This window comes from Paenibacillus haidiansis (genome assembly GCF_036553665.1).
Taxonomy (GTDB): domain Bacteria; phylum Bacillota; class Bacilli; order Paenibacillales; family Paenibacillaceae; genus Fontibacillus; species Fontibacillus haidiansis.
The window spans coordinates 64,101-89,023 of record NZ_JAZHPZ010000010.1; the positions used below are offsets into that span (position 1 = coordinate 64,101).

Genomic DNA, 24,923 nt, shown 5'->3' on the forward strand with positions numbered 1-24,923 from the left:
GTACACTTTTACAAAAGATTGATTTACGGCTCTGTTCCCGCAATCAGCGTTCCGCCGGAGTAAACCGTGATTTTGGAGTTGTTCGCATAATCCGTTGCCGATCCGTTGAAGGAATAGTCATTAGTCTGCTGGTAATAAGACAAGAGGCCCTTCCAGAACTTCAGTTGAACCTGTACCGATCCGCCGGGCTTCAGGGTTCCCGCCGTGCCGGAGAAGCTGAGTTCCACGTAATAATCACTGTTTGTATTGCCGGTTATCTTATGGAAGCTGGCCGAGATGCTGTTCTTGATATTCCTGTTGCCGGCGGAATCACTCACATTTCCATAGTCAATGCTATAAGATTGGTTTTTTTCTCCATCGATCGTGTAGTAATATCTGATCTTCAGATCGGATAAATTGATCGGTTTGGTACTGATGTTTTCAATTAAGATCCTTGGCTCAATCGTATTGGTATACGCGGTTCGAACGCCGTTATAAGCCTGCACCTTCACCCACTGGATCACCGTCACATTTTGAACCGCTGTGGAAATGTTGCCGTTCGCATCCGCAGCCGTCCAGGTTACGACCGTTTTACCCAATGGGAATCCGTCTGCCGGAGCATCATGGGTCACGGTTGTTCCGAAGATATCCGTAACCGTCGCTTGGCCAAGATCGACTTGGGTTTTCGTCCCCGTTCCCACTACGGTGATATCCGCAGGTGCTTTCAGAACAGGCGGCGTCGTATCCACTACCGTCACGGTTTGCACGCCGGTGCTGACATTTCCGCTCTCATCCGTCGCCTTCCAGGTGACCTGGGTCGTTCCCAACGGATAGTCTGCCGGTCCGTCATTGGTTACGATCACTGGGAAAATATCCGTGGCCGTGGCCTTACCGATGTCCACCACGGTTCTTACGGCTGTGGCTTCCACGGTTTTGTTGGCCGGCAGGGACAGGACAGGCTTCGTCGTATCCTCCACCGTCACCGTTTGTACTCCGGTGCTGACATTACCATGGGCATCCGTGGCCGTCCAAGTCACTTCGGTGGTTCCTACCGGATAATCGGCAGGCGCGTCACTGGTGATGGTCACCGGGAAAATATCCATAACCGTGGCTTCGCCGATCTCAACGATCGATTGAACCGCCGTTGCCTCTACCGTTACGTCCTTTGGAAGCGTAAGGATCGGCTTCGTCGTATCCTCCACCGTCACGGTTTGCACACCGGTGCTGACATTACCGTGGGTATCCGTGGCCGTCCAAGTCACCTCGGTGGTTCCTACCGGATAATCGGCTGGCGCGTCACTGGTGATTGTCACCGGGAAAATATCCGTCGCCGTGGCCTGTCCGATCTCGACGACCGATTGAACTGCCGTCGCCTCTACCGTTACGTCCTTTGGAAGCGTAAGGATCGGCTTCGTCGTGTCCTCCACCGTTACGGTTTGCACACCGGTGCTGACATTACCATGGGTATCCGTTGCCGTCCAAGTCACTTCGGTGGTTCCTACCGGATAATCGGCAGGTGCGTCACTGGTGATGGTCACCGGGAAAATATCCGTGGCCGTGGCTTGTCCGATCTCGACGATCGATTGGACCGCCGTTGCCTCTACTTTCACGTCTTTTGGAAGTGTAAGGATCGGCTTCGTCGTATCCTCTACGGTCACGGTCTGCACACCGGTGCTGATATTACCGTGGGTATCCGTTGCCGTCCAAGTCACTTCGGTGGTTCCCACCGGATAATCGGCTGGCGCGTCACTGATCACAGTCACCGGGAAAATATCCGTGGCCGTAGCTTGGCCGATCTCGACAATCGATTGGACCGCCGTTGCCTCTACCGTTACGTCCTTTGGAAGCGTAAGGATCGGCTTCGTCGTATCCACGACGGTGATCTTCTGTACTCCTGTACGCACATTGCCATTGGCATCCGTGGCCGTCCAGGTCACTACCGTCGTTCCCGCCGGATAGTCTTCCGGGGCATCGCTGGTTACAGTCACGGGATAAATATCCGTGGCCGTAGCTTGGCCGATCTCTACGGGGGTTCTTACCGCCGTTGCTTCCAATGTGATATCCGCCGGTACCTTCAGCTCCGGTTTCGTCGTGTCGATGATGGTTACCGTGACAATGCCAATCGTCGTATTCCCGCTGATATCCTGCGCGGTCCACTTGATTTTTGTCGTTCCTAACGGAAGATGGGTTGTGATATGTCCCTGTTCCGTAACAGGACCTTCAACGCCGGGTGCATCGCTGGAAAGGATGACCGGGAAAATATCCGTCACTCCAGGAATCTCCAGTTCCACAGGCGTATTCAAAGCTGTTGCTTCAATCATCAAATTCAAGGAACCTGTAAAATGCATCGCAGGCTTCGTCGTGTCGATGACCGTAATCCGCTGAATCTTGGTAATTTCGTTTCCGTTTTCGTCCTTCGCCTTCCATATCACTTCCGTCGTACCCAATGGATAATCCTCCGGGGCGTTGTTGGTAACAGTGATTGGGAAGATATCCGTAGCCGTCGCTGTGCCGATGGCAACCGGCGTTCTTACCGCCGTCGCTTCCACGGTCAGATCCGACGGAACCGTCAGCTCCGGTTTGGTCGTGTCCACAACGGTAATGTTTTGCGTTCCGGTGCTGACATTACCGTTCTCATCGGTCGCCGTCCAAGTGATTTGGGTCGTACCGATCGGATAATCCTCCGGGGCATCATGGATAATGTCGACTTGGAAAATATCACTCGCCGTCGCCTGTCCGATCTCTACCGGAGTTCTTACGGCCGTAGCCTCTACCGTCACATCGTCCGAAACCGCAAGAACCGGCTTCGTCGTATCTGCAACGGTAATGCTCTGTACCTTCGTCGTCACATTTCCGTTCGCATCCGTCGCTATCCAGGTTACCTTCGTCGTGCCGACCGGATAGGCCGCCGGGGCATCATTCGTTACGGTAACCGGGAAAATATCACTTGCCTCGGCAAGGCCAATGGTTACCGGCGTCGTTACCGCCGTGGCTTCCACGGACAGATCCCATGGAACCGTCAACTCCGGCCCAGTGGTATCCACTACCGTAACAGTCTGGACTTTGACCACTTCATTGCCGTTATTGTCCTTTGCCTTCCAGATTACTTTGGTTACGCCGATCGGATAATCCTCCGGAGCATCATTGGTAACCGTGGTCGGGAAAATATCCGTGGCCACCGCATCACCGATATTTACGATAGATCTGACTGCCGTCGCTTCCACCGTCATATCGGCGGGAATCGTCAGCTCCGGCTTCGTCGTATCCACTACGGTGATGTTTTGCACTTTAACGGACTCGTTGCCGTTCGCATCCGTAGCCTTCCAGGCCACCTTGGTGGTGCCGATGGGATAAGCTTCGGGAGCATCATTGGATACCGTCACGTCAAACAGATCCGTGGCCGTAGCGGTACCGATGGATACCGGCGACAACACCTCCGTCGCCTCCACCGTCATATCGCCGGGAATCGTAAGGACCGGCTGGGTCGTATCGACAATGGTTACCTTCTGAGATGCCGTCGATGTATTTCCGTTCTCATCGGTGAACGTCCAGGTGACAACGGTCGTACCGATAGGATAATCCTCAGGCGCATCATTGCTGATCTTGATGATTTTGTAAATATCTGTAACCGCAGGCTGCGTCAAAGTTACAGCGGTTCTATTCCCGGTGGCTTCCACCGTCACTTCCGCCGGCTCTTCATAGCCCGGTGCCGTCGTATCCACTACCGTGATGGTTTGCGCGCCGGTGCTGATATTTCCGTTAGCATCCGTCGCTTTCCAAGTAACCGTCGTCTTGCCCAAAGGATAAGCTTCCGGGGCGTTATTGGTAATGGTCACCGGGAAAATATCCGTGGCCGTACCTTGCCCGATATCATCGATTACCGTCGACACCGACGTGGCCTCTACCCGGATATCCTCCGGAACCGTAAGTACCGGTGCCGTCGTATCGGTTACGGTCACGTTTTGGGTACCGGACAGTTTATTTCCGTTCTCATCCGCAGCGGTCCACGTGACTTTCGTAGTGCCTACCGGATAATCCTCAGGCGCGTCGTTGGTGATGGTCACCTTGAACAGGTCCGTGGCCGTTGCCTGGCCGATGTTCACGGGCGTTCTTACGGCCGTAGCCTCCACGGTTACATCCGGCGGAAGGTGCAGGGCCGGCTGGGTGGTATCCACCACGGTTACCTTCTGTACCACAATGACTGTATTGCCGCTGGGATCCCAGATTTTCCAGGTTACCTTAGTAATGCCTATCGGAAAATCCTCAGGGGCATCGTTCGTCACCATTACCGGGAAAATATCCGTGAACCATGGTTCCCCGATATTCACCGGCGTCCGAATTCCCGTTGCCTCCACCTGAATATCCGCCGGAACCTTCACCACCGGCTTCGTCGTATCCACCACGGTGATGTTCTGGGTTCCCGTTACCCTATTGCCGTTCTCGTCGATGGCCGTCCAAGTGACTACCGTCGTTCCCAGCGGAAAGTCCGCAGGGGCATCGTTCGTCACCGTCACAGGGAAAATGTCGGATACCGCAGGTTGTCCGATATTCACCGGCGTTCTCACCGCCGTCGCCTCTACCGTCTTGTCTCCCGGTACTGTCAACAGCGGCTTCGTCGTGTCTGCAATCGTTATATTCTGATATTGCTTCACCACATTGCCGTTCTCATCCGTGGCCGTCCAAGTGACTACCGTTTTACCGATAGAAAAACTGTCCGGCGCGTTATGGGTTACCGTCACGGGGAAAATATCCGTGGCCGTCGGTTGCCCCAAATCTACAGCCGTTTTTATGCCCGTTGCTTCCATGACGATGTCCTTGGGTGCGATCAGTACCGGAAGGGTCTTGTCCGTTACGGTAATCTTCTGCTCCAGTGTCGTAACGTTGCCATTTTCGTCCTTCGCTGTCCACAGCACCTTCGTGATACCTACCGGATAATCCTCTGGCGCATTGTTCGTAATGATTACATCGAATAAATCCGTTGCCTTTGCTTGTCCGATGTCCAGCGCCGTTCTTATTGCCGTAGCCTCAACGGTAATATCCTCCGGGATCTCCAATACGGGCTTGGTGGTGTCCGCAATGGTAACCAACTGCTCGGCCAAGGCAACATTGCCGTTCTCATCCGTTGCCTTCCACACTACCTTGGTCGTTCCTACAGGATAATCCTGTGGCGCGTTATTCGTTACGGTAACTCCGAAGATATCCGACGCCGTCGCCGTTCCGATCTCAACCGGCGTTCTTCTGCCCGTGGCTTCCACAGTGATATCGGCAGGCGCTACCAGCAGCGGCTTCTTGGAGTCAACAACGGTCACATTCTGGTATGCCACAACTTCATTTCCGTTCGGATCCGTAGCCGTCCATTTTACCTTGGTTGTTCCCACCGGGAAATCCTCCGGCGCGTCATAGAACACGGTGACCGGGAAGATATCCGTAGCGACCGCTCCGCCCAGCGCAATAGGCGTTCTCAAGGCGGTAGCTTCCACCACGATGTCGCCCGGCACGGTAAGTACCGGCTTCGTCGTATCCTTTACCGTGATTTTTTGAACCTGTGTCGAAATATTCCCTACAGGGTCCTTAGCCGTCCATTTCACGGTCGTCGTCCCGATGGGAAAAGCGCCAGGCGCGTCGTTCGTCAATTGGACATCCTGGACACTTACGTCCTGCACCGTTGCCGTGCCGATATCCACGGGGGTGAGCACGGCCGTTGCTTCAACGGTTTTATCCGCCGGCGGCGTAATGACCGGATTCGTCTTATCGATCTTCACCTCGGTTGTCCGAACCGGGGATGTATTCCCCGCCGCATCAACGGCCCAGTAGGAAACGGGCATGATTCCCTCGGCGGCAGCGGAAAAGGTGGCAGTCGCACCGTTTACGACCTGCTCCGTGCCGTGCTCCCCGATCTTATAATGGATTTCCTTCACGCCCGAGCTGGCGTCGGCGGCCGTCAGCGTAACGGCAACATCCGAGTTGTTCCATCCATTGGCATTCTTATCGGGAACAAACTGGCTTGTCAGCGTCGGGACGGTTGTATCGATTTTCACCGCCAGCGTTTTGGCCGCTTCCGCATTTCCCGTTTTGTCAACGGCCCAATAGCTGACATTGGTGATTCCTTCCGTACCGATCTCAACGGCAGCCGAGCTTCCCGTCGTAATTACCGGTGCATCGTCCCCTAGCTTATAGTCGATGGACTGGACTCCGGACAATGTATCCGTCGCCTGAAACTGAAGGCTTACCGGGCTGCGGCTCCAAGCGCCTTGGGCCGGTGCTCCGGTGACCGTCGTTACCGGCGCCGATTTGTCGATGTTAATCGGACCGAAGGTAACGGTCGAATAATGGTTTTTGTCATCATCGCTGGTAGCTGCGCTGTCAATGGCTTTGCCCGTAGCAGTTTGTCCCGCTCCTTCCGTGGCAAACACCTGGTCCGGCGTACAGTACTTGATGGCAGACAGCGTATCCGTCGCCGTATAATGTACCGTCACCGAACGGTTCGTCCATGTGCCGGCGGTGTAGCCGGCCCCCGTGTCATCCTTCGCGCTTGCGGTTATCGTCGGAGGCGTCTTATCCGTCAGGTTAGAACCGAAGGTTCCGATTTCAACCTTGAAGGTGACGGGAGTCAAGCCCTGTACCGTTGCCTTCAAATCCAAGGTCTTAACGAGTGTAGGGGTCTGTGAATACACCTGATATCCTTCACCTAAATAGGCCGCGTTCGTATTGGCTGCCGAGGCATATCCGTTGGCGTCCGTCAGCACCGTAATCACGTTGCTGTTCAAGCCTCTCATGACAACGGTTATGGAATTGTCAAGGACGGCCTCGAAGGTGACGGGAACACCCGCCAAAGGGTTCCCGGCCAAATCTTTGACCACTACGACCTGCGGGGTCATATAGCCCCGTCCGCCCGGTATGACCGAGGTGGCTTGGGATAATTTCATTTGCTGCAGCAGCGGGGACACCGCACTAAGCGTCCCCGTTACGGGATCGCTTAACATCTCGTCATTCGGCGTTACTCCCGATGGGGTACGAATAATCGTGCCCAGAACTTCGTCGGTACCGATGGCGGCTTCCGTTGCCGCCGCAGGCTGGCTCGCCGAAGCATCGACCGACGTATCGGCGCCGATGGCGGAATCGTGAAGAATTTCACCCTTCCCGTTGGCAGGGCTCGCCGCATTTGCCTGACTCGATTCGGCAAGCCATCCGACCGGAAAGATCAGTTGTGCCAGCAAAACAAGACATACAAGTATGGCAACTCTTGGTTTGATCCGTTTCATTCTACACTCTCCTATCTTTTTTTGTGTTGACCTGATCGTAACTGTTTGCACTGCTTCTTCTCATGCAAAGACCTCCTTTCACTATCAAAGGTAAGTGAGGCATCCTTTTTACAACTCGTACCGCTTTACGATCTTTTCGTCCGGTTGACGTAATATTCGATTTTGCTATCCAACCATGCTTCCGAATCCGCAAATACCTCTGCGATGATTTCCATGGATGCTTGTCCGATCAAAGCCGCAGCTTTTTCCTTAGCCATCCGGAAGGACTCCGCTACTGCCGCCTCATTGAAGGTTCCTTTCTTTTTCATCGTATCGACAAAGGTTTGATTGACCGAAACCACGGCCGTTTCGATAGCGTTCTCCGCCATTCCCAATACCTTCTGCACCGATTTATGCTTTATTTTCTGCTCCATTTCTCGAATTTTGCTTTTGCATAAGGAGATTAGCAGCTTGGTAAGCACGCCTAAAATCGGAATCAGCATGAATTCGATGAACGTATGGATGATTTCACTCGATACGTACTCCTTCATAGAAACACCTCCCATAAGAAACACTCACCAATGACCAAATAATGGAAAACTCAACTCTAAAACACTAATTGCTAGATCTCATGTTCAATTGCGAGAAATAGATTTTGATTACAGATTCGATTCTATGCTTGCACCTTCACTCTGAAAAATATGGTAAATCAAAGCCTGTTTTCACAACTTCCAATAACAAAACTCGTTCCAAATACCCTGAAATTATCTTTTCAAGGGACTTGCTCCTTTTCTTGGTTGTGTAATCTATGGTTTTTTTTACTATCTATATATAGAGAGAAAATCTAGGTTGTGCAACAAGAAGTGATAGATGCTGATGCTTCGGTTATCACAATTGCCTAAGCAGCATGTGCAGTAGAAGGAGTACGTGGCGCGCTGCGGCTCAACCTGACGGGCGCCCCGCAAGAAAAACTAAACCCAGGGGAAGGAGTAATCGAATGAAATCAGCCAGGTGTATTGAGCGGTAACCTTGGTTCCCGCTTCATGTTCACTCCATCTCGGCATAAGTTTTCCTAGTGCAATAGATTCGATTCGTAGAAATTGCTTTGCCTTCATTCTCACAGTTCGTTGCCTTTAATCATTTAGAACTATTCACTTAATATGGAGGATTTCGATATGGAGAATCGGGATGAAACGGTAGAAACGTGCAGAAAGCTTTTGAAAAGGGCAGCATGGAGAATTCAATATAAGACTCGAATGCAGCAGGTCAGGGAATGCAATCCTTTTCTCGATTATCAGGTGTATGACAACAGCTTCGAAGCCCACGTGCTTTCCAAAATTTATGTCGACCAACTTCTTGAAGTCATTCCTTGGGAGAAGAGCAAGTACATCATTCAAAGAACCGTCATAGATGGAATTTCTGAGCAGGAGGTAGCAGACGAATTGAAAATAACACAACAGGGGGTCAGTAAATGGAAACGGAAGGGGTTAGAATTGTTGAAGCAAAGCCTCACTATTTCAGCCAAACCGTAAGTAGAGCCCAGAGCGGCGATAAAGAATCGATGGAGGAGATTTTAAACTTATTCGCGGGGGATATCGAGTATTTGTCCAAATTCATCATGCTGCCCAAAGAAGAAGCCATTCAGACTTTACGAATCGAGTTAATCAATATCGTCCATGAGAATTTATAAGTCCTTATTCTTACGTCATCTTAATTAAAAAACAATCCCCTCCAGTGGGCGGATTCGCTTCGCTGGAGGGGACTTCATATGCCGGCTGGGTCACACTTCCGGGATCTACGGTCCCTTTGCCGACGATCTATTGCCCATCTCTAATCATTCTCGGGTATCACACATCACAATGTATTACGCCGCAATTCATAAAAATACTGCACAATCGGATGCTTTAACTTTATCTTCTCGGACAGGTTTAAGATCCGCTTTTTCCCAACCCTTCTGTCAACCAAAGCTAGAACATTCAATAAGATATCATTACTCTCTATGCTTTCCTCAATTGAAGTAGATAAATACTTATTAGCTAGAGCGATAAAATTTGATTTACTTAATGAAGCCTGTGCTGACAAAAGCTCTTTTGCATGTTCTGTAATTTTTCTGCTTCTGGCTATTACTATTAAACGATCCTCCGGCACCGGTCCCTTTGTATCTTTTCTGACAGCTTCAATGTCGTCATTGGTGATGGGAATTTGAATATCCGGATCATTCTTGATTTCAAGCTCCGTTTGATACCATCGGATCGGGTTCGTTTTATCACTCATATTGAGTACGTTCTTTTTATCTATCGAAATATAACAAATCCCTGATTTATCAGGCAGATAACGGTACCCTGGCGCGCGGTATTCTACTCTTCCAATTAACGCAGGACTGAGAAAGCCATCCAGTTGTTGCTTCAATTTACTCCAAGACATGGTATCCCCCTCCATATAAAAAACAGAGGAAAGGCTTGCTGGCTCCGGGTTTGTCCCATCTCCATTCATCCGATCCTCCGTCTTTTCATGTCTTTTTCTATTTTAACTTGACGGCTTAATCCCCGTGTTCCTCTGCCCCATCCTGCTGCTTGCTTGCAAATTCATCCAGCAGCGCACGCACTTCATTTGTTGACTTTGCGTTCATTAAGGTATTTCTTAACTCACTGGCTCCTCGAAATCCGCGGACATAAATTTTAAAGAATCGGGGTAGAGGGCTGAACGAACGCGGCGGCCCCAGTGCTGAATAGTGGTCATGAAGATCCAGATGCAGCCGCAGCAAATCAAGCAATTCCTCGCTGCTATGCTCTTTCGGCTCCTTCTCAAAAGCAAACGGATTATGAAAAATACCGCGCCCGATCATAATCCCATCCACACCGTATTGCTCAGCGAGCTTTAGGCCGGTCTGACGGTCGGGAATATCCCCGTTAATCGTCAAAAGGGTATCCGGCGCCACCTCATCACGAAGCTTCTTGATCTCCGGAATCAGTTCCCAGTGAGCATCCACCTTGCTCATTTCCTCTCTTGTGCGCAAATGAATAGACAAATTAACAATGTCTTGCTTCAAAATATGGGTTAACCAGCCGCGCCATTCATCTACGTCACTAAAACCGAGTCTTGTTTTAACACTGACGGGCAGTCCCCCGGCTTTGGCAGCCTGGATGAGATCCGCTGCGATTTCAGGACGACAGATCAGGCCGCTCCCCTTCCCATTCTCCGCTACATTCGCTACAGGACACCCCATATTAATATCGATGCCTTTGAATCCTTCTTTCGCTAAACCGATGCTCATTTGACGGAAGTATTCCGGCTTGTCCCCCCAGATATGCGCTACCATGGGCTGTTCATCCTCTGTAAAAGTCAACCGCCCGCGCACACTATGGTTGCCCTCCGGGTGGCAATAGCTCTCTGTATTCGTAAACTCCGTAAAAAACACATCCGGTCTGGCCGCTTCACTTACAACATGGCGAAAAACAACATCCGTCACATCTTCCATGGGCGCCAGTATAAAAAAGGGCCGTGGTAAATCACGCCAAAAATTATCTGTCATATCAAAAACCTCTCTATAAATACCAGGACAGTTCTTTATCCCGAAGTAGTAAAATCAACCTGTCTATGCCTTATTAAGGGTAGACATCTAAACGAGTATATCATAGCTCCAGGAGAAGTACACCTACCCAATAACTTCAAAAAAAGGGACGCCCTTTTTTTAAGCATAAAACAGAAGACACGCAGGAGTTTCCCGCTGTCTTCTGTTCCATTATAAACTTCTTAACGTTTCAGCAGATAATTCATGATATTAACAAGTTCTTATGAGGTAGAAATCCGGAACCAATATAACGTCTTAGTTCTTACCGCCATAGCCCTTATATGTGGCATAAACTTCATTTGCATATTGATCTGCCAAAATAGGACGGCCATAAGAATCCGTAGCTCCCGGATACCAGTAATCTCCTCCGTTATAGTGCAATAAGCCGTTATATATATTGCCGAATTTGATAATCTTTTCATTTAAAATCAGTGCGCCCAAGTATACCTGATCTTGTTCACTGCCGTGATTATAAGCATAGCCAAACGTTGAGCTGAATTGTGATAAATAGGCATTACGCGTGTTCGGCTCTACCTGCATCAATCCGTCGCCGGCCGATGGACTGCCTGGCAAGCCTGCTCCAAAGCTGCTTTCCTTTTTGATAACAGCACATAGCAATAAAGCAAAATCCCCGCCTTTCCCGAATTTATTGTCCGCATTTACGGTATATGTCCATATGTTGCTTGGAACTTCGGAAGGCTTTGTTACTGAAGGCGTCGGCGAACCAATATAAATCTTAACCGACGACATTTTATCATTGACCGTGTTGCCAACCCAGGAAGAACTCGAAGTATAGGTCCATTTGGTTCCTCCAAAATTATCATTCTCATATACCTCAACAGTCCAACCGCTGGGAACCTTGAGCGAGGACATCCAGTCATTCGGAATTCCTTTGGCGTTCAACTGAGAAAGAGTATAATTGCCTACTCCAAGGGTTATGGCTGTTCCACCATAGTTTATATCTGCATAGAATGTCACTCCGTCTGTTATCGGCGGTGTAGTTCCGCCGCCGCCTTTCTCCCATAAAGCAGGAACATTGGATGGCTCCCAACCTACGAGGGAAGTATGCGCCTGACGACAAGTATAAGTACTTCCATTATATGTTACCGTATCATTTACTGCATATGCCGTATTCGGAGCCCATGCTCCTCTATCGGCTGCACTCACCGGTAAGACTACACTGAATATGGATAGGAATACTGCCAAAACTACCAAAAGTGATAGGGCTTTAAAAGAAGACTTTTTATTCGTCATTTCAAACCTCCTTTTATTTTTTTATCTGTGGTTCGCCTATGAGGCGAGCCACAGGTTTAACCGTACTATTTCAATGCATCAAAGTAAGCAATAGCCTGAAGCATGTTTTAACAATTCTTTAAGTTAGTTCCATAATTATGAGCCATCAAGAAAATTATTACAATTCTGACAAGCAGCCACATGAAAATAATTACGATGGGATACATTGATTGGTTTAAACCTTGAAGTGCACAGAAATCCCGACTTCAACTCGATATATAACAAATCAATCGTAAAATTAAAGAGGCTAAGTCTACAGGTCAATAAAGTCAACCTGAAAAACTTAGTCTCTCGATTTTGTATCGTTTATATCAACAAATGATGACCGTACTCATTTAGAAACGTATGATTAGCTTTTACGGAATGTCATCTATATTCCCACCTCAAAATCATTTGAAATTGCTAGAGCTAAGAAAACAGGATCAATTTGCCCGTTAGGTTTAATAACATTTAGGTCTCCACCTAGTATTATTCCTAGTTTCCCAACCGCTAAAGCTCTTGAGATGCTTCCGCAGATTCACCAGAAGATGGTACTATTACCTCACCTACGAAGCTAATTACGGAGTTCTTCTTCCTATCTACAAAAGGATTTACATTTCTATCAAAATTTCGTAATCAGTATATAGGCGCCCGTACAAAATAATAGGCGAGCCAACTTCCCTTAAGTCGTGTTTTGTATATCCGCTTCCTTTAGTATTTGGCGAGCACACTTAACTCATGCTGTTCCCACGCGAAAGCCTAAAAAAAGAGTCAAGGAATAATATCCTTGACCCTTAATCGTCAGCTCTTACACATTTATACCCAAGATTTTCAATTGTTCATTGATTTTAACCTCAAGATCAGCGATTTCTTGTTTGTCCTGCTCTAATAGCTTAATCACTTCATCCAGGTCGATGGTTTGCTCTTCTTCAGACGTATCCACGTAGCGAGGGATATTTAAGTTAAACTCGTTTTCTTTGATTTCTTCTAGTGATGCCACATGAGCGTATTTATCTACATCTACACGATTTCGGTACGTTTCAATAATCTTGTTGATGTTGTTATCCGTAAGTTTGTTTTGATTCTTGCCTTTTTCAAATTCTTTACTTGCATCGATAAACAAAATGTCTTTTGTTTTACGATTTTTCTTGAATACTAGAATCGTAGTCGGGATGCTTACGCCGTAAAACAAGTTAGCAGGTAGCCCTATAACTGTATCGAGGTAGTTCTTCTCAATGATGGTTTGGCGAATTGCGCCTTCTGCTGCACCACGGAACAAGACACCATGCGGTAATACAATCGCCATGGTTCCCGTATCATTTAGATGATACAAGCTGTGTAAAATGAAGGCATAATCTGCCTTGGTTTTAGGAGCGAGTTTACCGTATTCACTAAAACGCGGGTCTTTCAATTTAGTTTCGCTATTGTCCCAATGAGCAGAATAAGGAGGATTGGCAACCACAGCGTCAAAAGAGCGCGGGTGGTCGATTCCTTTTTCATCCGGTCCGTCAGGCCAATCGCTTTCAAGCGTGTCCGCATTAGACAGCGTCATGTTGTTAAATGAAACGCCATGCATCATCAGATTCATGCGAGCCAAGTTGTAGGTTGTCGTATTCTTTTCTTGACCAAAGAATTTAATCGCCCCTGGCTTATCTCCACCAGGCAGCTCCCCTTGAACGGTTAACAGCAAGGATCCAGATCCACAAGTCGGGTCATACACTGCAAAAGTCTTGTCCGATTCTTCCACACCATCCGTGACTATTTTAGCCAGAATTTTAGAAACCTCATGAGGTGTGTAAAACTCTCCACCTTTTTTACCTGCGCTTGCTGCAAATTGACCAATTAGATATTCATAGATCGCGCCAAGAATATCTTGGCCATCTTCACCTTTGTAATCAATACCATCAACCAGCTTTACGATCCGGTTCAGTGATTTCGCACGTTCATTTGTCGAAGAACCAAGACGAGAGTCTCCAAGGTTGATATCGTTAAACACGCCACGAAAATCATTTACGGCTTCTTTGTTTAATTCAGCGTTCTTATTGAAGTTGTCAAACATCGTTTGATAATCACTTGGGATCACCATACTGTTATCAATTTTGTCAACTAAGGATGCCCATGTATCAAGCGGCGCAATGGCATAACCTAAACTTGAGGATATATCCTCCAAGTAGTCCTTCAAATCGTCACCCTTCGCTTGATCTAAATAGGCCTGATTGATCGACTCGCCTTCGGCAACATCAAGAATATTATTTTCAACTAAATATCGTTCCTGATGCTCGGAAAGATAACGATAGAACATAAAGGCTAAAATGTAGTTCTTGTATTCTGCAGCATCCATGCTTCCACGAAGCTCGTTTGCCATCGCCCACAGTTTTGTTGTAATGGTTTGTAGTTTATTGCTCATAATGTTTGTTATCCCCCTAGATATACAATCGTCACATTTACTGCTCGTTTTTGAGGTTTTCCGTTTTATATAAGTTGTACCCCTCATAATGAAAGCTTGCGTCGATGCCTTTCATATAAAGTTCACGGTCATTGATCTTATCTGTAAGCGCTGCTTGCTTCAAAGAATCGGTAATCCCTAACTTGTTTTTTAAAGCCATAACTTAATCCTCCCGTCAAACAAACATTTGTTGTAACAGTGCTTTCTTCTGTTCTTGCAAGTGTTCCAGCTTACGCTGATGAAGGGTGATGAGTTGATCAATATCGGCGAACACCTTTCCGATTTGCGACTGTTCCTGCGCCGAAGTCGGATAGCATATGATTGTTTTGGCAAGATTCGTCCGGCTTATCGAGAGAACTTTGATTCCCTGCATGAGCGGTAGTAATTGTTGATGATATGATGGTGAGTTCATATAATATCCAAGATAATTGGGCTGCATTTTTACCTTCGGTCTGCAAGCTATAGTGTGTAATCCTGATACCACAGGAATGCCTGTAATTCCTGCTATTTCAGTAGCTTTGCCAACCGTTTCATCCTCGGCGGCATCGGCAATCAGCACATCACCGTCTTGGAGAAGTTGGCCCTGATAATCGGAAACCTCGGCTCCTGTTATGAACGGAATCACATCTTTGCCGCAATCAGTAACGGCACCATATTTAATGAGAATATCACCGTAATGGACACTCTTTATTTTGCCGTCGTCATAGTTCAAATCTGCTCTTGAAAGAGTGTTGTTCGGTATCGGGTCGAACACCGAATTAAACTTACGCTGTTCCCAAGCGTCAGTAAATCCAGGGAAACGAACTTCAGGAAAATCTTCGCCATCTTTTGGAAACATTTTTCGGAGCAAGCCAGCCTTCATGTTTTTCACGTTATTTAGCTTACGCTGATGAAGGGTGATGAGGCTGTCAAGATTTCTAAAACAACTACCTATCTTAGCTTGTTCGTCTTTATTTGATGGAAAATGTAATGTTAGATCTCCAAACTCAGAAAAACTAATTGATTTTCCATCCCTGATACCAAATGTAACAGTCTTAAGCGATTCAATAAATTTGAATGTTTTAAAAAGAGTTTTCCAAAATAAATTATCATGTTCGTTAGTTTCTTTAGGCTTGAAAATAGTATAAGCAGGACTAGTAATGCCTAACTTATCAGATAGTTCAAATCCTCCTTGAAACGAACGTAAACTAATTACGAAATCACCAGGGTGTATAACCTTATAATCTCTTAATGTAGAAGCATCATATTTAATATCAATTCCAACTTCATCTCTATAAACTACACCAAACTCTTGGGTCACGGATAAAACCGGTAGTTTTTCATGTCCTTTTTCAACTATCGGAGTAAATAAATCTTTAGCCTTACGTTGTTCCCAAGGAACAGTGAACCCAGGAAATCTTATTTTAGGTACATTTTCTTTCATATCGCTCATTTCTGCTCTCCTTGTATGCCCTTAATTTACTTTTTTTATGTTTTCCTTGTGTTAAATGCATTTTCTGCACTAACTACTTATCAATGGTTAGATTGGTAGTTTCCTAATTGAAATAACCCCATCCCGGCCTTGACCGTTACCTCTCCGCCAATTCATCCGCCAGTTTGTAAATTGCATCGCGCAAACCGTTTCGATACTTCATTTTAGGCAAGGATTGCACTCCTTCGTCAAGCGCAAGTGTCATGTAGTTAGAACTGGCTTGAGCGATGATGTCACGGATTTGACCGGTATCATCCAAATCTTGCATGCCATAGCGATGGCGGCTGAACAACTCACGCATCCCGGCACTTGTAATAATTTCCGTGATCCCCCACTTCACGCGGAAGTCAAGGAACATGCGATCCAAGCTAATATTGTTCGCTTGCTGGATGATCTGTTCACTGTCGTTTAGCCTTGCAGGATACTTGAAGTCAGAGCCTGCAGGTGGAAAATGACCTTTGATAATTGCGTCCGCTGCATTCATAATCTTGGCCGCATAGTTGCGGTCATCCAATCCATTCGCAAATTGGTTGATTTTCTCCTGCGTTTCTTTGGCTTCTTCCTTCTTACCTTCATGAACCTGGTTCAATAATTGTTCTACGAGTTCCGTAAGATAATCATAGTCCACTTTAACATCCTTCACGTGGGTCATCCGCAGTTCGATTTGGTAAAGAGGAATCTTCTTCTCTTTAGCAATATGTGACTTTAGTTCATTGGTTAAGACGGTGGTCAACATCACTTCTTGCTCGGAAGTCATCCCTAACTTCTCTAGCAACTCATCTGGATTGTCATAGTTAAATCCAACTTTTTCGCCATCCACTTCTTCAGGATCATATTGCTTTAATTTGGCCATGCCCCTGTTGTATTCACGAAGCAGATCAAGCATATCCTCCTTCTGTTTCTCAGAAGGCGGTAACTGTTGGAACTCCACCGTCATGCTGCTTAATTTTTCAACAATTTGTTTCACTTCGTTAAACACATCTTCAAACGGTTTGGCAATGATCCCGTCTTTTTCATTAGAATCACGTTGTTCATCACTAGACAAAACGGCAGAATCTTTATTGGCATACACAGCAAGCGCTTTATTCATCAATTTCTCGTTGTGCGCCGGCCAGCGGTAATTGACTATACGTCCCCAAGGTTTTTCTTGCATATCCGCAATTCGGTTCGTTCGTGAATAAGCCTGGATTAACAAGGCACCCTTCAAGGTTCGATCCACATAAAGTGTGTTCAGCTCAGGCGCATCAAATCCTGTTAATAATTGATCCACCACGATCACTAAATCGAGGAACTTACCATCGGAAGCAGATTTATTCAAGCGTGAAGTCACATCTTGCGTATAGCCAGAAACATCATCCATCCCGAAAGCTTTACCAAATTCAGCATTATAAGCTTGGATGGCCTCATACAAACCTTGATTTGTAGCAAGCATGCTATCATTATTCGATGAATTTTGACTGAATGTCACGGCCACTTTTAGAGTCTGTCCGCCGTTCTTCTTATTTTCTTCGTTGACACGTTGAAACTCATTAAAATACATCATCGCCATTGGCGTACTTGCTTTACCGCCGCCCACGTGCGTCGTAAACAAAGCATTATATTTACCTTCATTAGAACGGTTGCGCCAATGTTTGAAAATATCCTCCACGACCAGTTTGACATGATCCGGATTCTCATCGTAGAAGCTGGGTTCAACCGCATCATCCATATCTTCCTGGGAGAGATTTCCTATTTTCTGTTGAATTTGTTCATCCGTCCATTTAGGATAACGTTCACGATAGAACGCAGGAAGATAAACTTCCTTCATCTGTTGTTCGTCAATCGTTGTCTCAAAATCAACTTTGAAGCCTAACACATTCCGGTCCGCAATCGCCTCACGAATGGTATATGCATGTAATAACGGGCCAAAAATATCTTCCGTTCGAAGTCCGGTCGTTGTCTCATCAAACATTGGCGTCCCGGTATAACCAACCCAGGCCGATCTCTTAAAGGCTTTCTGAATATTTTTGAAAGAGTCGCCGCCCGTGGAACGATGTGCTTCATCCACGATAAACACGATATTCTTGTCTGGAGCTTGAAAAGATTTGCGTTTCACTAACGTATCCAGTTTTTGAACGGAAGTCACAATGATGCTGTTGTCTTTACTTTTTAGCTTACGACTCAAATCGCTTGTGTTATTGGTGTCTTGAACACTGCCAAATGTGTCTTCTGTCGCATCCGGGTCATAGGCTTGATAATTTTCATTGGTTTGTTTGGTCAAGGCAATTCGATCCACAACAAAGACAACCTTATCCACTTTAGGCATACGGCTTGCAAGCCAGGCCGTCTTGAAACTTGTAATCGTCTTACCTGATCCGGTTGTGTGCCATATGTAGCCGATTTTATTTATGCCGAATTCAAAATCGACACGTTTCAATCTCTCGATCACGTTTTGTGTCGCATACACCTGATAAGGACGCATTACTTTCAACGTGTTTTTATTTCTTGTTCCGTCCAAAATCATATAGTTGGTAGCCATTTGATGCGCCATGGGGATGGAAAGCATGGAATCCGCAAATTCCTTCCAGTTGCGCACAATGGTATTGTCACTTTTGCGCTGCCAGTTGAACGCGAAATCCTTATTAAATTTATCGGAAGTCGTATTTGCCATATACTTCACATTGTTTGGTGTGATAGCCACTAAAATCTGTAAGGTAGAGAAAATATCACGGTACTGATGTTCGTCCGCATATTGACGCATCTGATTGAGGGCTTCATCAACATTACGGGTATCACGTTTTTCTTCAATTTGAATAATTGGCAGACCGTTAATCAAAAGAGTTGTGTCAAACCGACAATCTTTTTTCCCGGTGATCACTGCTGGCCGTTTAATTTGATTGACCACTTGATAAACGGTATCTCCAGCACCAATTTGTTTTTGATCAAAAACAGTAAGGAATACATGTCGGCCATCGTCTAAGTCAATCTCAATTTGTGACACGCCATTTAAACCATACAAGAATTGCCCCGCTTCGTAAGGGGTTTTTAGGTCAGAGATAATCTTCTTAACCTGGTTGAATTCCACAACACTTAAAGGATGTTCAAGTGTGTTCTGATTGTGTTGTTCCAGAATTGCCTTGAAGTTATCCCAGAGCTGTTCCGTAGTCTTAATATGCGGTTCATATTTCCAGAGCTTGGTTTTCACTACATAATCCAAATTCGATTCTTTGACAACAAGACCTTCAAGCTGTTCTTGTTTTGTGATAGTGCCACTCGTAAGGTATTGAATTAATTCTGTTTCGAATTGATTCTCGGTCATTTTGTGCTTACCCTCCTTAGCTTCTCCAGAACTATAATCGTTTCTGAACTTGCCACTCTATTTCTTAATGCCTCCAACCGTAATTGGTTAAAATAAAGCTCCCCGAGCATCCGTTGTTTGTCTATAGTTGGCAAATCGGGCAACTCTAGTTCTTTCACTTGTTTTAGCGTGTACTTTAGAACTTGTGAACCCTGCAATCCCGTTTGAAACTGCTTCTTGATCAATGGATCCTCATTAAGCAAGAAAACAAGATATTTTGAATCAACTTTGATTCCAGCCACTAACTTGACGTAGTTTTGCGTGTATAGATACCCCTGATGTTTCACATTAACGATCGCAGATTTCCCCGATATCAAACTGAAAATAACATCACCTTGAGATAGCGTATTAACCTTATCAAAGGTTCGCACTTGTTTGCCGTCATTGTCCTTAGAATCCATACCAGCCAAGTCCGCTTCAAGATCGGGCTGTCCGTAATAGGAGTAAACCGGCGCTGTATCCTCAAATGCTTCTTTAATCCTGAATTGCGGCGAACCACTCACAAACTCAACCAAATCCTCTAATCGTTTCATATGAATTTGTGCCTTTCTAAAATTAATTTATTTCTTGATGTTTCCATTCTATATTTTTGAAACCGAAAAGGCAAGTGTGTTTTTTTAATTTTTTAAAATTACGTTTTATTTAATGGAGATACTCAATTCTATATATAAAAAAGTTGCCTACCCCGTAAGGAGCAAACAACTTTTTCCTGGCTACATATGACCTTCGAGGGAGCTGATTTCCCTTTCCCTACCCTTGCTTAACCTGAATCTAAATGCCCCATGTTTCAAATGCTTGATTCGTTAGGTAAGTTGCTCTATTCTAAATTGCATTTTTATCCCCCGCATCTGCTTCAAGATAAGTGGTGAAGGTTTAGATTCCTTCTGTATATTTTCTTAGTCCGCCTTTATCACCTTTTTTGAGAATACACGATTCAGTATTTCGCGGTCAGAGAATAGCTGGTTATAATTTTTCGTAGTCTCCCTCGTTACTAGGCGTCGCATTATATATGATTCTAGGTAATTATACAGATCGTTCCGTCACTGATATATTAGGCACGTTACATTCAAAAATCTGTTGCTCATCTTCATCAGAAGCAAGATCAATGCTGACAAACAAAATAGCATGGCATACTATATCGAAATCTATCTTTCTCGGATCTAGGTTGTCCACAAAGTATTGATACTCGAGGGAGATGCTGTCTTTACAGTTAATTGTCTGAATACTATTCAAATCCATAATCGTGTTATACGCCTCAATATCGTTGTGGTTATGCTTTAAGACATTGCTTTCAACTAGTCACGCAATGAATAACAACAATAGGGGACGAGAGTAACTAAACTCTCGTCCCCAATTCGTCCTCCAATAACTTCAACCATCATTCAAAATCCCTTACAAATCAAGGACGCTACACACTCCACATGTACCGTATGCGGGCAACGATCCCTTTATAATACATTCTGTTATAGTATCAAAAAAACCCGCCATTAAAGGTTTTCCCTAGAGCATTTATCGTCCACTACTGTTAAATCTAATCGATCCATTAACATCGAGTTTCACATCAATTTCACATCAAATATTTTTCAGTAGTATCCTCCATATCTATATAGGATTCCATCTATCCACTTTCCATGCCTTTTGCCAAGTAATTCATCCTCCTTTCGGATCAAAGGATCTAACCAGTCTGCCTTATGACTTGCCCACTGTATATAGTTTTTTAAATTTAAGGATTTCTCATCATCATAGGCTATGTTAGATTGCAGTGATAGGTCATTTACAAACTCTCTTATGACTTTAGCCTTTTTGTAATCTTGTGCCGCTTTTATTAACTCCTCAACTTTTGAAAGCTCTTTTTCTTTTAGAAGCTGAGCTTTATATTTTTCTTCTCTCTCTATCTCTCTCTTAATTTTTTCAGCTTCTCGCTGCTCCCTCAATCTCGCCTTCTCTTCAGCTTTAGCAAATATAGCCTTTATAATCTCACCTATATAATCTTCCACATTCTTCGACGGTGAATCACTCCATATTTTTTGGGTATAATATCCTTCTCTCAAAGTAAGTGCTAACTTTCCGGTAAATCTCCGTATGGCAAGGGATTTTTTGATTTATTTTTTGTCCTTATTTCTTTGATTCTAATACCTATTTGTTCTCTCCCAAAACGTAATAGGATATCCCTTTCCTTCGTAACAATCAGTGGAACGTTCCACTTTTCTACGGCTTTCAAAACAGTGTCTAACAACGTTATTGCTCTTTTAAATTGTTCGTGGGATACCTTCAAATACCAACTATCAAACGGCTTTCCCTTAGTTTTTATATCTAACAGTTTTTTTTACAAAAGCATAAGGTTTATTAAGCGTTTCAGGCACTAATAACTTTGAACAATAATCTTCAAACTCGGCTTTCCTCATATTAGAATAAATCTGTATATGTTCTTTATAGCTTTGACCAGATCGGTGTTCCATAACAATCCCTCCTTTTGAGTATATTCCATAACTTACCTTCGAAACCTTTATGGATATGATATATTATTTTCAGAAGGAGGATGAAAATTGAGAAATAACATCAGAACCCGACACAGACATAAAAACAAGGTAGCAAGTAATAAACACAATATGAACTCTCAGATTCGAAAGGTTAGGAATTTATCGAAATTTAATAGACAACCACAACTACCAACTATTGACGAAGGTGAGTATTTGGCCGCAAAGATTCTTGCACCAAAGATCGGCCCTTACTTACATGGATTATCGCTAGCAATAAATGTTGCAGGTCATGCTCTTGAGCTTCCACCTGCCCTGGATCATGCTACACTTAGGGATTCATTTTTGGTTTCTAATTCATTTTTGATTAAAATGATGAATGACTTACGGGTATTACAAATCATAGCTTCAAAAGGATATGCAATTCAGTCGGCTACAATTGCATCATCATTATATGAATCTTCTTTTATCCTTGGGTATTTAGGAGATGATGATCAAAAATCAAGAAAGTGGATCAATCACACAGATAGAGAATCGATTAATTCCATTATTCATGGGATAAAATCACTAACAAAAAATGCTATTAGAAAGCAAACCAGAATCAGTGGCATAGACATTGACTATAAAGAACTTGGAAATACAGAGTATAAGAAGTATCAAATATTATGTATGGCAAAACACAGTAACCCATTAATCCAAAAAGAACATGGTTTCGTTTATGAGCACGGAACTATATATGGAGAACCTGGCCCAGAAGCATCTGATGCCGCTGTGAAATTAATATGTTTTTCCTTAGAGAACTCGATTAGTTTTGTAATGACTGGCTTAGTTACATATGTTAATGAACATCTAACAGATTATGATACTAGGCATTTTGTAAGGTTATTTAATTATACTAAAGACTATTATAACAAGCTTAAAGAAGAGTCTATCAACAGATGGGGCTCTGAAAATATATAGTTTACCTATCCTCGCAAAATACAAACAAAGCCCACCAACCATATGAACTTTTAGCAAGAGTTCTTATAGGTTAGTGGGCTGAACTTAATGTTTCAATAAAGATTAAATTCAAACCATTATTTAACTTTTGTCAAATTCAAGTTCGAATTTAATGTCCTCTATTTCCAAACGTAGCAACCTGTTGTTACTTGAAAAAACAATGAACCCGCTTAATTCTACATTCTTATCAAGATAATCTTCTAATTCATTTTCTTCTAAAGGATTAACAAAGTAACATCTTATTTCATCATGTTTAATATCATCATATTCTAATGGTCTTACAATAAGGCTCTTATCATCAAGATCAATCCCTCTAACTTTCCCCTTACCAGTAATGAACTCCTTATTTGGGATAAGTCTTCTGGCTTGTTTGGTTAGTAATTTCCTGGTTTCTTTAGTAGTATCAATCCTTCTTTGTTTAACATTTAGATTTTCTATTTCAAAAGATATAGTGTCAATATTGGATTGCGCACTGGGAACGACCTGTTTTGCATAATGAATTATTTTCAATACCTCTTTTTCATTGTATTCTTTAGTCAACTCTTCGAATATTTCTTCATTTTCCGCTGAAGCAATGGCCGAAAGAAGTAAATTCATTGACTCAACTACAATTTCATTTTGCACTCCTGAAGCTTTTAATTCATCCCAAGGATCCTTATCGAAAGTGAACAAATCAATTTGTTGACTTTCTTCTCTCACAATAATATCGGGCTTTTTTAATCCAAGCTTGAGGCTTCCTTGAGCAGTGGATGCCAAGTCGAAGCTCCCCGAAAAATCCATAAAATCAGATTTCAAATCAATTTGTTTTGACTTTGCAATTAATTCCACTGCATGTTTGCTGGCATTATTCAATTTATTTAAGAAACTCCCTACTAAGCCAATCGGGCCTTTGCCATTATGAAATTGTTCCCCGTCAATACGAATCCAAAGATCGGCACTTTTGTCAGATGGAATGAAATTACAAGCAACTTCCTTGTGCAATAAAGCAGCGATTTGTGACTCTAACGACTCGACAAGATACTTTGCAGACGGCTCATAAAAGTTTAAAAGGTCAGCATTATTACCATATGTCGTCCTAATTCTTTCTAAATTAGCCTTCGCAAACTTCAAATCCTCCATAATTTCTGATAAGGAACTTGCGGTCATTTAAAATCACCTCCATCCAGATGTACCTTTAGGATACCCTTGCTACGGGGAATTATTACCCATTCAGGATCTCTTTCGGGGTCTCGATCTCTGAGTCTCCCATGATTACCGCCTTTTTGAAAAAAATTAGCCCATGCATTTAAATACTCTTCGTTCTCAGCAATTAAAAAATGAGATCCAAATAACGAACGAATAGCGTCGGCGTTATTGGGATTTGCAAAAAGATAAATCCCTTGTTTATCGTGATCATCTTTAATATCTGCCAAGGCTGTAATTACAGTTTCTGGAGGAATTAAGGCTGCAAAATCAACATCTCCAGGTTCTTCCCTTGCTGTTACAAAGCTTCCATCAATTAAAATCGTTTTAGGCTTTAACCCTAAACTAATGAGTCTGTCTAGAAGCTTTTTAAATAGCCCCCAAACATAAACTCTTTTTTTCGAAAATAAGAACCTATGTTCTATTTCCTCTATTGTACACTCATAAACTCCATCTGGTAAATGATAATTATCGAAAAACTCAGGAATATTTCTCAAATATAACAAGCCCTTCTTTAATTTATTGTCGTTATAAATAGGAATATTCTCCTATTCAGAATTTTCCAATAGTTCAAGAAGGATGTCAACACAAATAAAAAACCCCGTTGCCCACAATATGAAGTGCACCCCTTAGAATAGACGTATGAAAACAACCTTATCTATCAAAGCAAGTCTAATTAATTCGTCATTTGATTCGGATTTATTTCGTAACAACACAAACACTGAAAAGCCTTGATATATAAGGACTTTAATTGGAATTTCGTAAATTTGTTAGTTTCGTATACATATATCAAAGTAAAGAAGTGAATGAAATGGCGAATATCCAAAAGCGTGGTGAAAATTCATGGTTCTTTACTGTGTACACGGTAGAGGGCCGAACGGAAAGTATGGACGTAAAACTAAGACGATCACGGTCACTGATGAAGCATTGTTAAACAATTACAATGAA

Annotated in this window: 17 protein-coding genes; 3 read left to right on the forward strand and 14 right to left on the reverse strand. The window is 44.2% G+C overall.

Annotated features, from left to right (window positions below; genetic code table 11):
• Window positions 1-23: 23 nt before the first annotated feature.
• Together V3851_RS18255 and V3851_RS18260 are read right to left on the reverse strand one after the other, a co-directional pair.
• Window positions 24-7,241: an HYR domain-containing protein gene (locus tag V3851_RS18255; protein ID WP_331847994.1), complete on the reverse strand. Its 7,218-nt coding sequence runs from the start codon at window positions 7,239-7,241 to the stop codon at window positions 24-26.
• 125 nt (window positions 7,242-7,366) lie between these two features.
• Window positions 7,367-7,771, reverse strand: coding sequence for a hypothetical protein (locus V3851_RS18260; protein ID WP_331847995.1), 405 nt, complete (start codon window positions 7,769-7,771; stop codon window positions 7,367-7,369).
• 624 nt (window positions 7,772-8,395) lie between these two features.
• Between V3851_RS18260 and V3851_RS18265 the strand changes: the two genes are divergently transcribed.
• Window positions 8,396-8,752, forward strand: coding sequence for a sigma-70 RNA polymerase sigma factor region 4 domain-containing protein (locus V3851_RS18265; protein WP_331847996.1), 357 nt, complete (start codon window positions 8,396-8,398; stop codon window positions 8,750-8,752).
• Window positions 8,753-8,781: 29 nt separating this feature from the next.
• Window positions 8,782-8,910, forward strand: a complete 129-nt coding sequence (locus V3851_RS18270; protein WP_331847997.1) for a hypothetical protein — start codon at window positions 8,782-8,784, stop codon at window positions 8,908-8,910.
• Between the two features lie 164 nt (window positions 8,911-9,074).
• Here V3851_RS18270 and V3851_RS18275 read toward each other — a convergent pair whose 3' ends face one another.
• The 10 genes from V3851_RS18275 to V3851_RS18320 form a co-directional block, all read right to left on the reverse strand.
• Window positions 9,075-9,644 (reverse strand): SF0329 family protein, encoded by a 570-nt coding sequence (locus V3851_RS18275; RefSeq protein ID WP_331848095.1) that lies wholly within the window; start codon window positions 9,642-9,644, stop codon window positions 9,075-9,077.
• Window positions 9,645-9,759: 115 nt separating this feature from the next.
• The gene (locus tag V3851_RS18280; protein WP_331847998.1) at window positions 9,760-10,752 is read right to left on the reverse strand and encodes a tRNA dihydrouridine synthase; all 993 of its coding nucleotides are present in this window, start codon (window positions 10,750-10,752) and stop codon (window positions 9,760-9,762) included.
• Between the two features lie 294 nt (window positions 10,753-11,046).
• Complete coding sequence (locus V3851_RS18285) at window positions 11,047-12,045, reverse strand: carbohydrate-binding protein (RefSeq protein ID WP_331847999.1); 999 nt, start codon at window positions 12,043-12,045, stop codon at window positions 11,047-11,049.
• Between the two features lie 826 nt (window positions 12,046-12,871).
• Window positions 12,872-14,470: a type I restriction-modification system subunit M gene (locus V3851_RS18290; RefSeq protein WP_331848000.1), complete on the reverse strand. Its 1,599-nt coding sequence runs from the start codon at window positions 14,468-14,470 to the stop codon at window positions 12,872-12,874.
• Window positions 14,471-14,507: 37 nt separating this feature from the next.
• Window positions 14,508-14,669, reverse strand: a complete 162-nt coding sequence (locus tag V3851_RS18295) for a hypothetical protein (protein WP_462686688.1) — start codon at window positions 14,667-14,669, stop codon at window positions 14,508-14,510.
• Window positions 14,670-14,684: 15 nt separating this feature from the next.
• Window positions 14,685-15,941 carry a restriction endonuclease subunit S gene (locus V3851_RS18300; RefSeq protein ID WP_331848001.1) on the reverse strand — a complete coding sequence of 419 codons (1,257 nt, stop codon included), beginning with the start codon at window positions 15,939-15,941 and terminating at the stop codon, window positions 14,685-14,687.
• Window positions 15,942-16,077: 136 nt separating this feature from the next.
• A complete protein-coding gene (locus tag V3851_RS18305; protein WP_331848002.1) occupies window positions 16,078-19,278 on the reverse strand; it encodes a type I restriction endonuclease subunit R in 3,201 nt (1,066 codons plus the stop codon).
• Window positions 19,275-19,850, reverse strand: coding sequence for a restriction endonuclease subunit S domain-containing protein (locus tag V3851_RS18310; RefSeq protein ID WP_331848003.1), 576 nt, complete (start codon window positions 19,848-19,850; stop codon window positions 19,275-19,277). The genes V3851_RS18305 and V3851_RS18310 overlap by 4 nt, the downstream gene beginning before the upstream one ends.
• Before the next feature lie 1,050 nt (window positions 19,851-20,900).
• Window positions 20,901-21,368, reverse strand: a complete 468-nt coding sequence (locus tag V3851_RS18315; RefSeq protein ID WP_331848004.1) for a hypothetical protein — start codon at window positions 21,366-21,368, stop codon at window positions 20,901-20,903.
• 249 nt (window positions 21,369-21,617) lie between these two features.
• Window positions 21,618-21,776: a hypothetical protein gene (locus V3851_RS18320; protein ID WP_331848005.1), complete on the reverse strand. Its 159-nt coding sequence runs from the start codon at window positions 21,774-21,776 to the stop codon at window positions 21,618-21,620.
• 87 nt (window positions 21,777-21,863) lie between these two features.
• Between V3851_RS18320 and V3851_RS18325 the strand changes: the two genes are divergently transcribed.
• A complete protein-coding gene (locus V3851_RS18325) occupies window positions 21,864-22,754 on the forward strand; it encodes a hypothetical protein (RefSeq protein ID WP_331848006.1) in 891 nt (296 codons plus the stop codon).
• A gap of 120 nt (window positions 22,755-22,874) precedes the next feature.
• On the opposite strand, the gene V3851_RS18330 is transcribed toward V3851_RS18325, so the two are convergent.
• Entirely contained in the window at window positions 22,875-23,939 is a 1,065-nt protein-coding gene (locus V3851_RS18330; RefSeq protein ID WP_331848007.1) for a hypothetical protein, read from the reverse strand.
• Window positions 23,936-24,472 (reverse strand): DUF6932 family protein, encoded by a 537-nt coding sequence (locus V3851_RS18335; protein ID WP_331848008.1) that lies wholly within the window; start codon window positions 24,470-24,472, stop codon window positions 23,936-23,938. The genes V3851_RS18330 and V3851_RS18335 overlap by 4 nt, the downstream gene beginning before the upstream one ends.
• Window positions 24,473-24,923 lie beyond the last annotated feature (451 nt).

Bases quoted from the DNA above. Each gene is read 5' to 3' on its own strand.
- V3851_RS18255 (WP_331847994.1), bottom strand. From the start codon at position 7,241: ATGAAACGGATCAAACCAAGAGTTGCCATACTTGTATGTCTTGTTTTG.
- V3851_RS18265 (WP_331847996.1), top strand. From the start codon at position 8,396: ATGGAGAATCGGGATGAAACGGTAGAAACGTGCAGAAAGCTTTTGAAA.
- V3851_RS18310 (WP_331848003.1), bottom strand. From the start codon at position 19,850: ATGAAACGATTAGAGGATTTGGTTGAGTTTGTGAGTGGTTCGCCGCAA.
- V3851_RS18330 (WP_331848007.1), bottom strand. From the start codon at position 23,939: ATGACCGCAAGTTCCTTATCAGAAATTATGGAGGATTTGAAGTTTGCG.
- V3851_RS18285 (WP_331847999.1), bottom strand. From the start codon at position 12,045: ATGACGAATAAAAAGTCTTCTTTTAAAGCCCTATCACTTTTGGTAGTT.
- V3851_RS18275 (WP_331848095.1), bottom strand. From the start codon at position 9,644: ATGTCTTGGAGTAAATTGAAGCAACAACTGGATGGCTTTCTCAGTCCT.
- V3851_RS18320 (WP_331848005.1), bottom strand. From the start codon at position 21,776: ATGGAACACCGATCTGGTCAAAGCTATAAAGAACATATACAGATTTAT.
- V3851_RS18290 (WP_331848000.1), bottom strand. From the start codon at position 14,470: ATGAGCAATAAACTACAAACCATTACAACAAAACTGTGGGCGATGGCA.
- V3851_RS18295 (WP_462686688.1), bottom strand. From the start codon at position 14,669: ATGGCTTTAAAAAACAAGTTAGGGATTACCGATTCTTTGAAGCAAGCA.
- V3851_RS18270 (WP_331847997.1), top strand. From the start codon at position 8,782: ATGGAGGAGATTTTAAACTTATTCGCGGGGGATATCGAGTATTTGTCC.
- V3851_RS18300 (WP_331848001.1), bottom strand. From the start codon at position 15,941: ATGAGCGATATGAAAGAAAATGTACCTAAAATAAGATTTCCTGGGTTC.
- V3851_RS18260 (WP_331847995.1), bottom strand. From the start codon at position 7,771: ATGAAGGAGTACGTATCGAGTGAAATCATCCATACGTTCATCGAATTC.
- V3851_RS18280 (WP_331847998.1), bottom strand. From the start codon at position 10,752: ATGACAGATAATTTTTGGCGTGATTTACCACGGCCCTTTTTTATACTG.
- V3851_RS18305 (WP_331848002.1), bottom strand. From the start codon at position 19,278: ATGACCGAGAATCAATTCGAAACAGAATTAATTCAATACCTTACGAGT.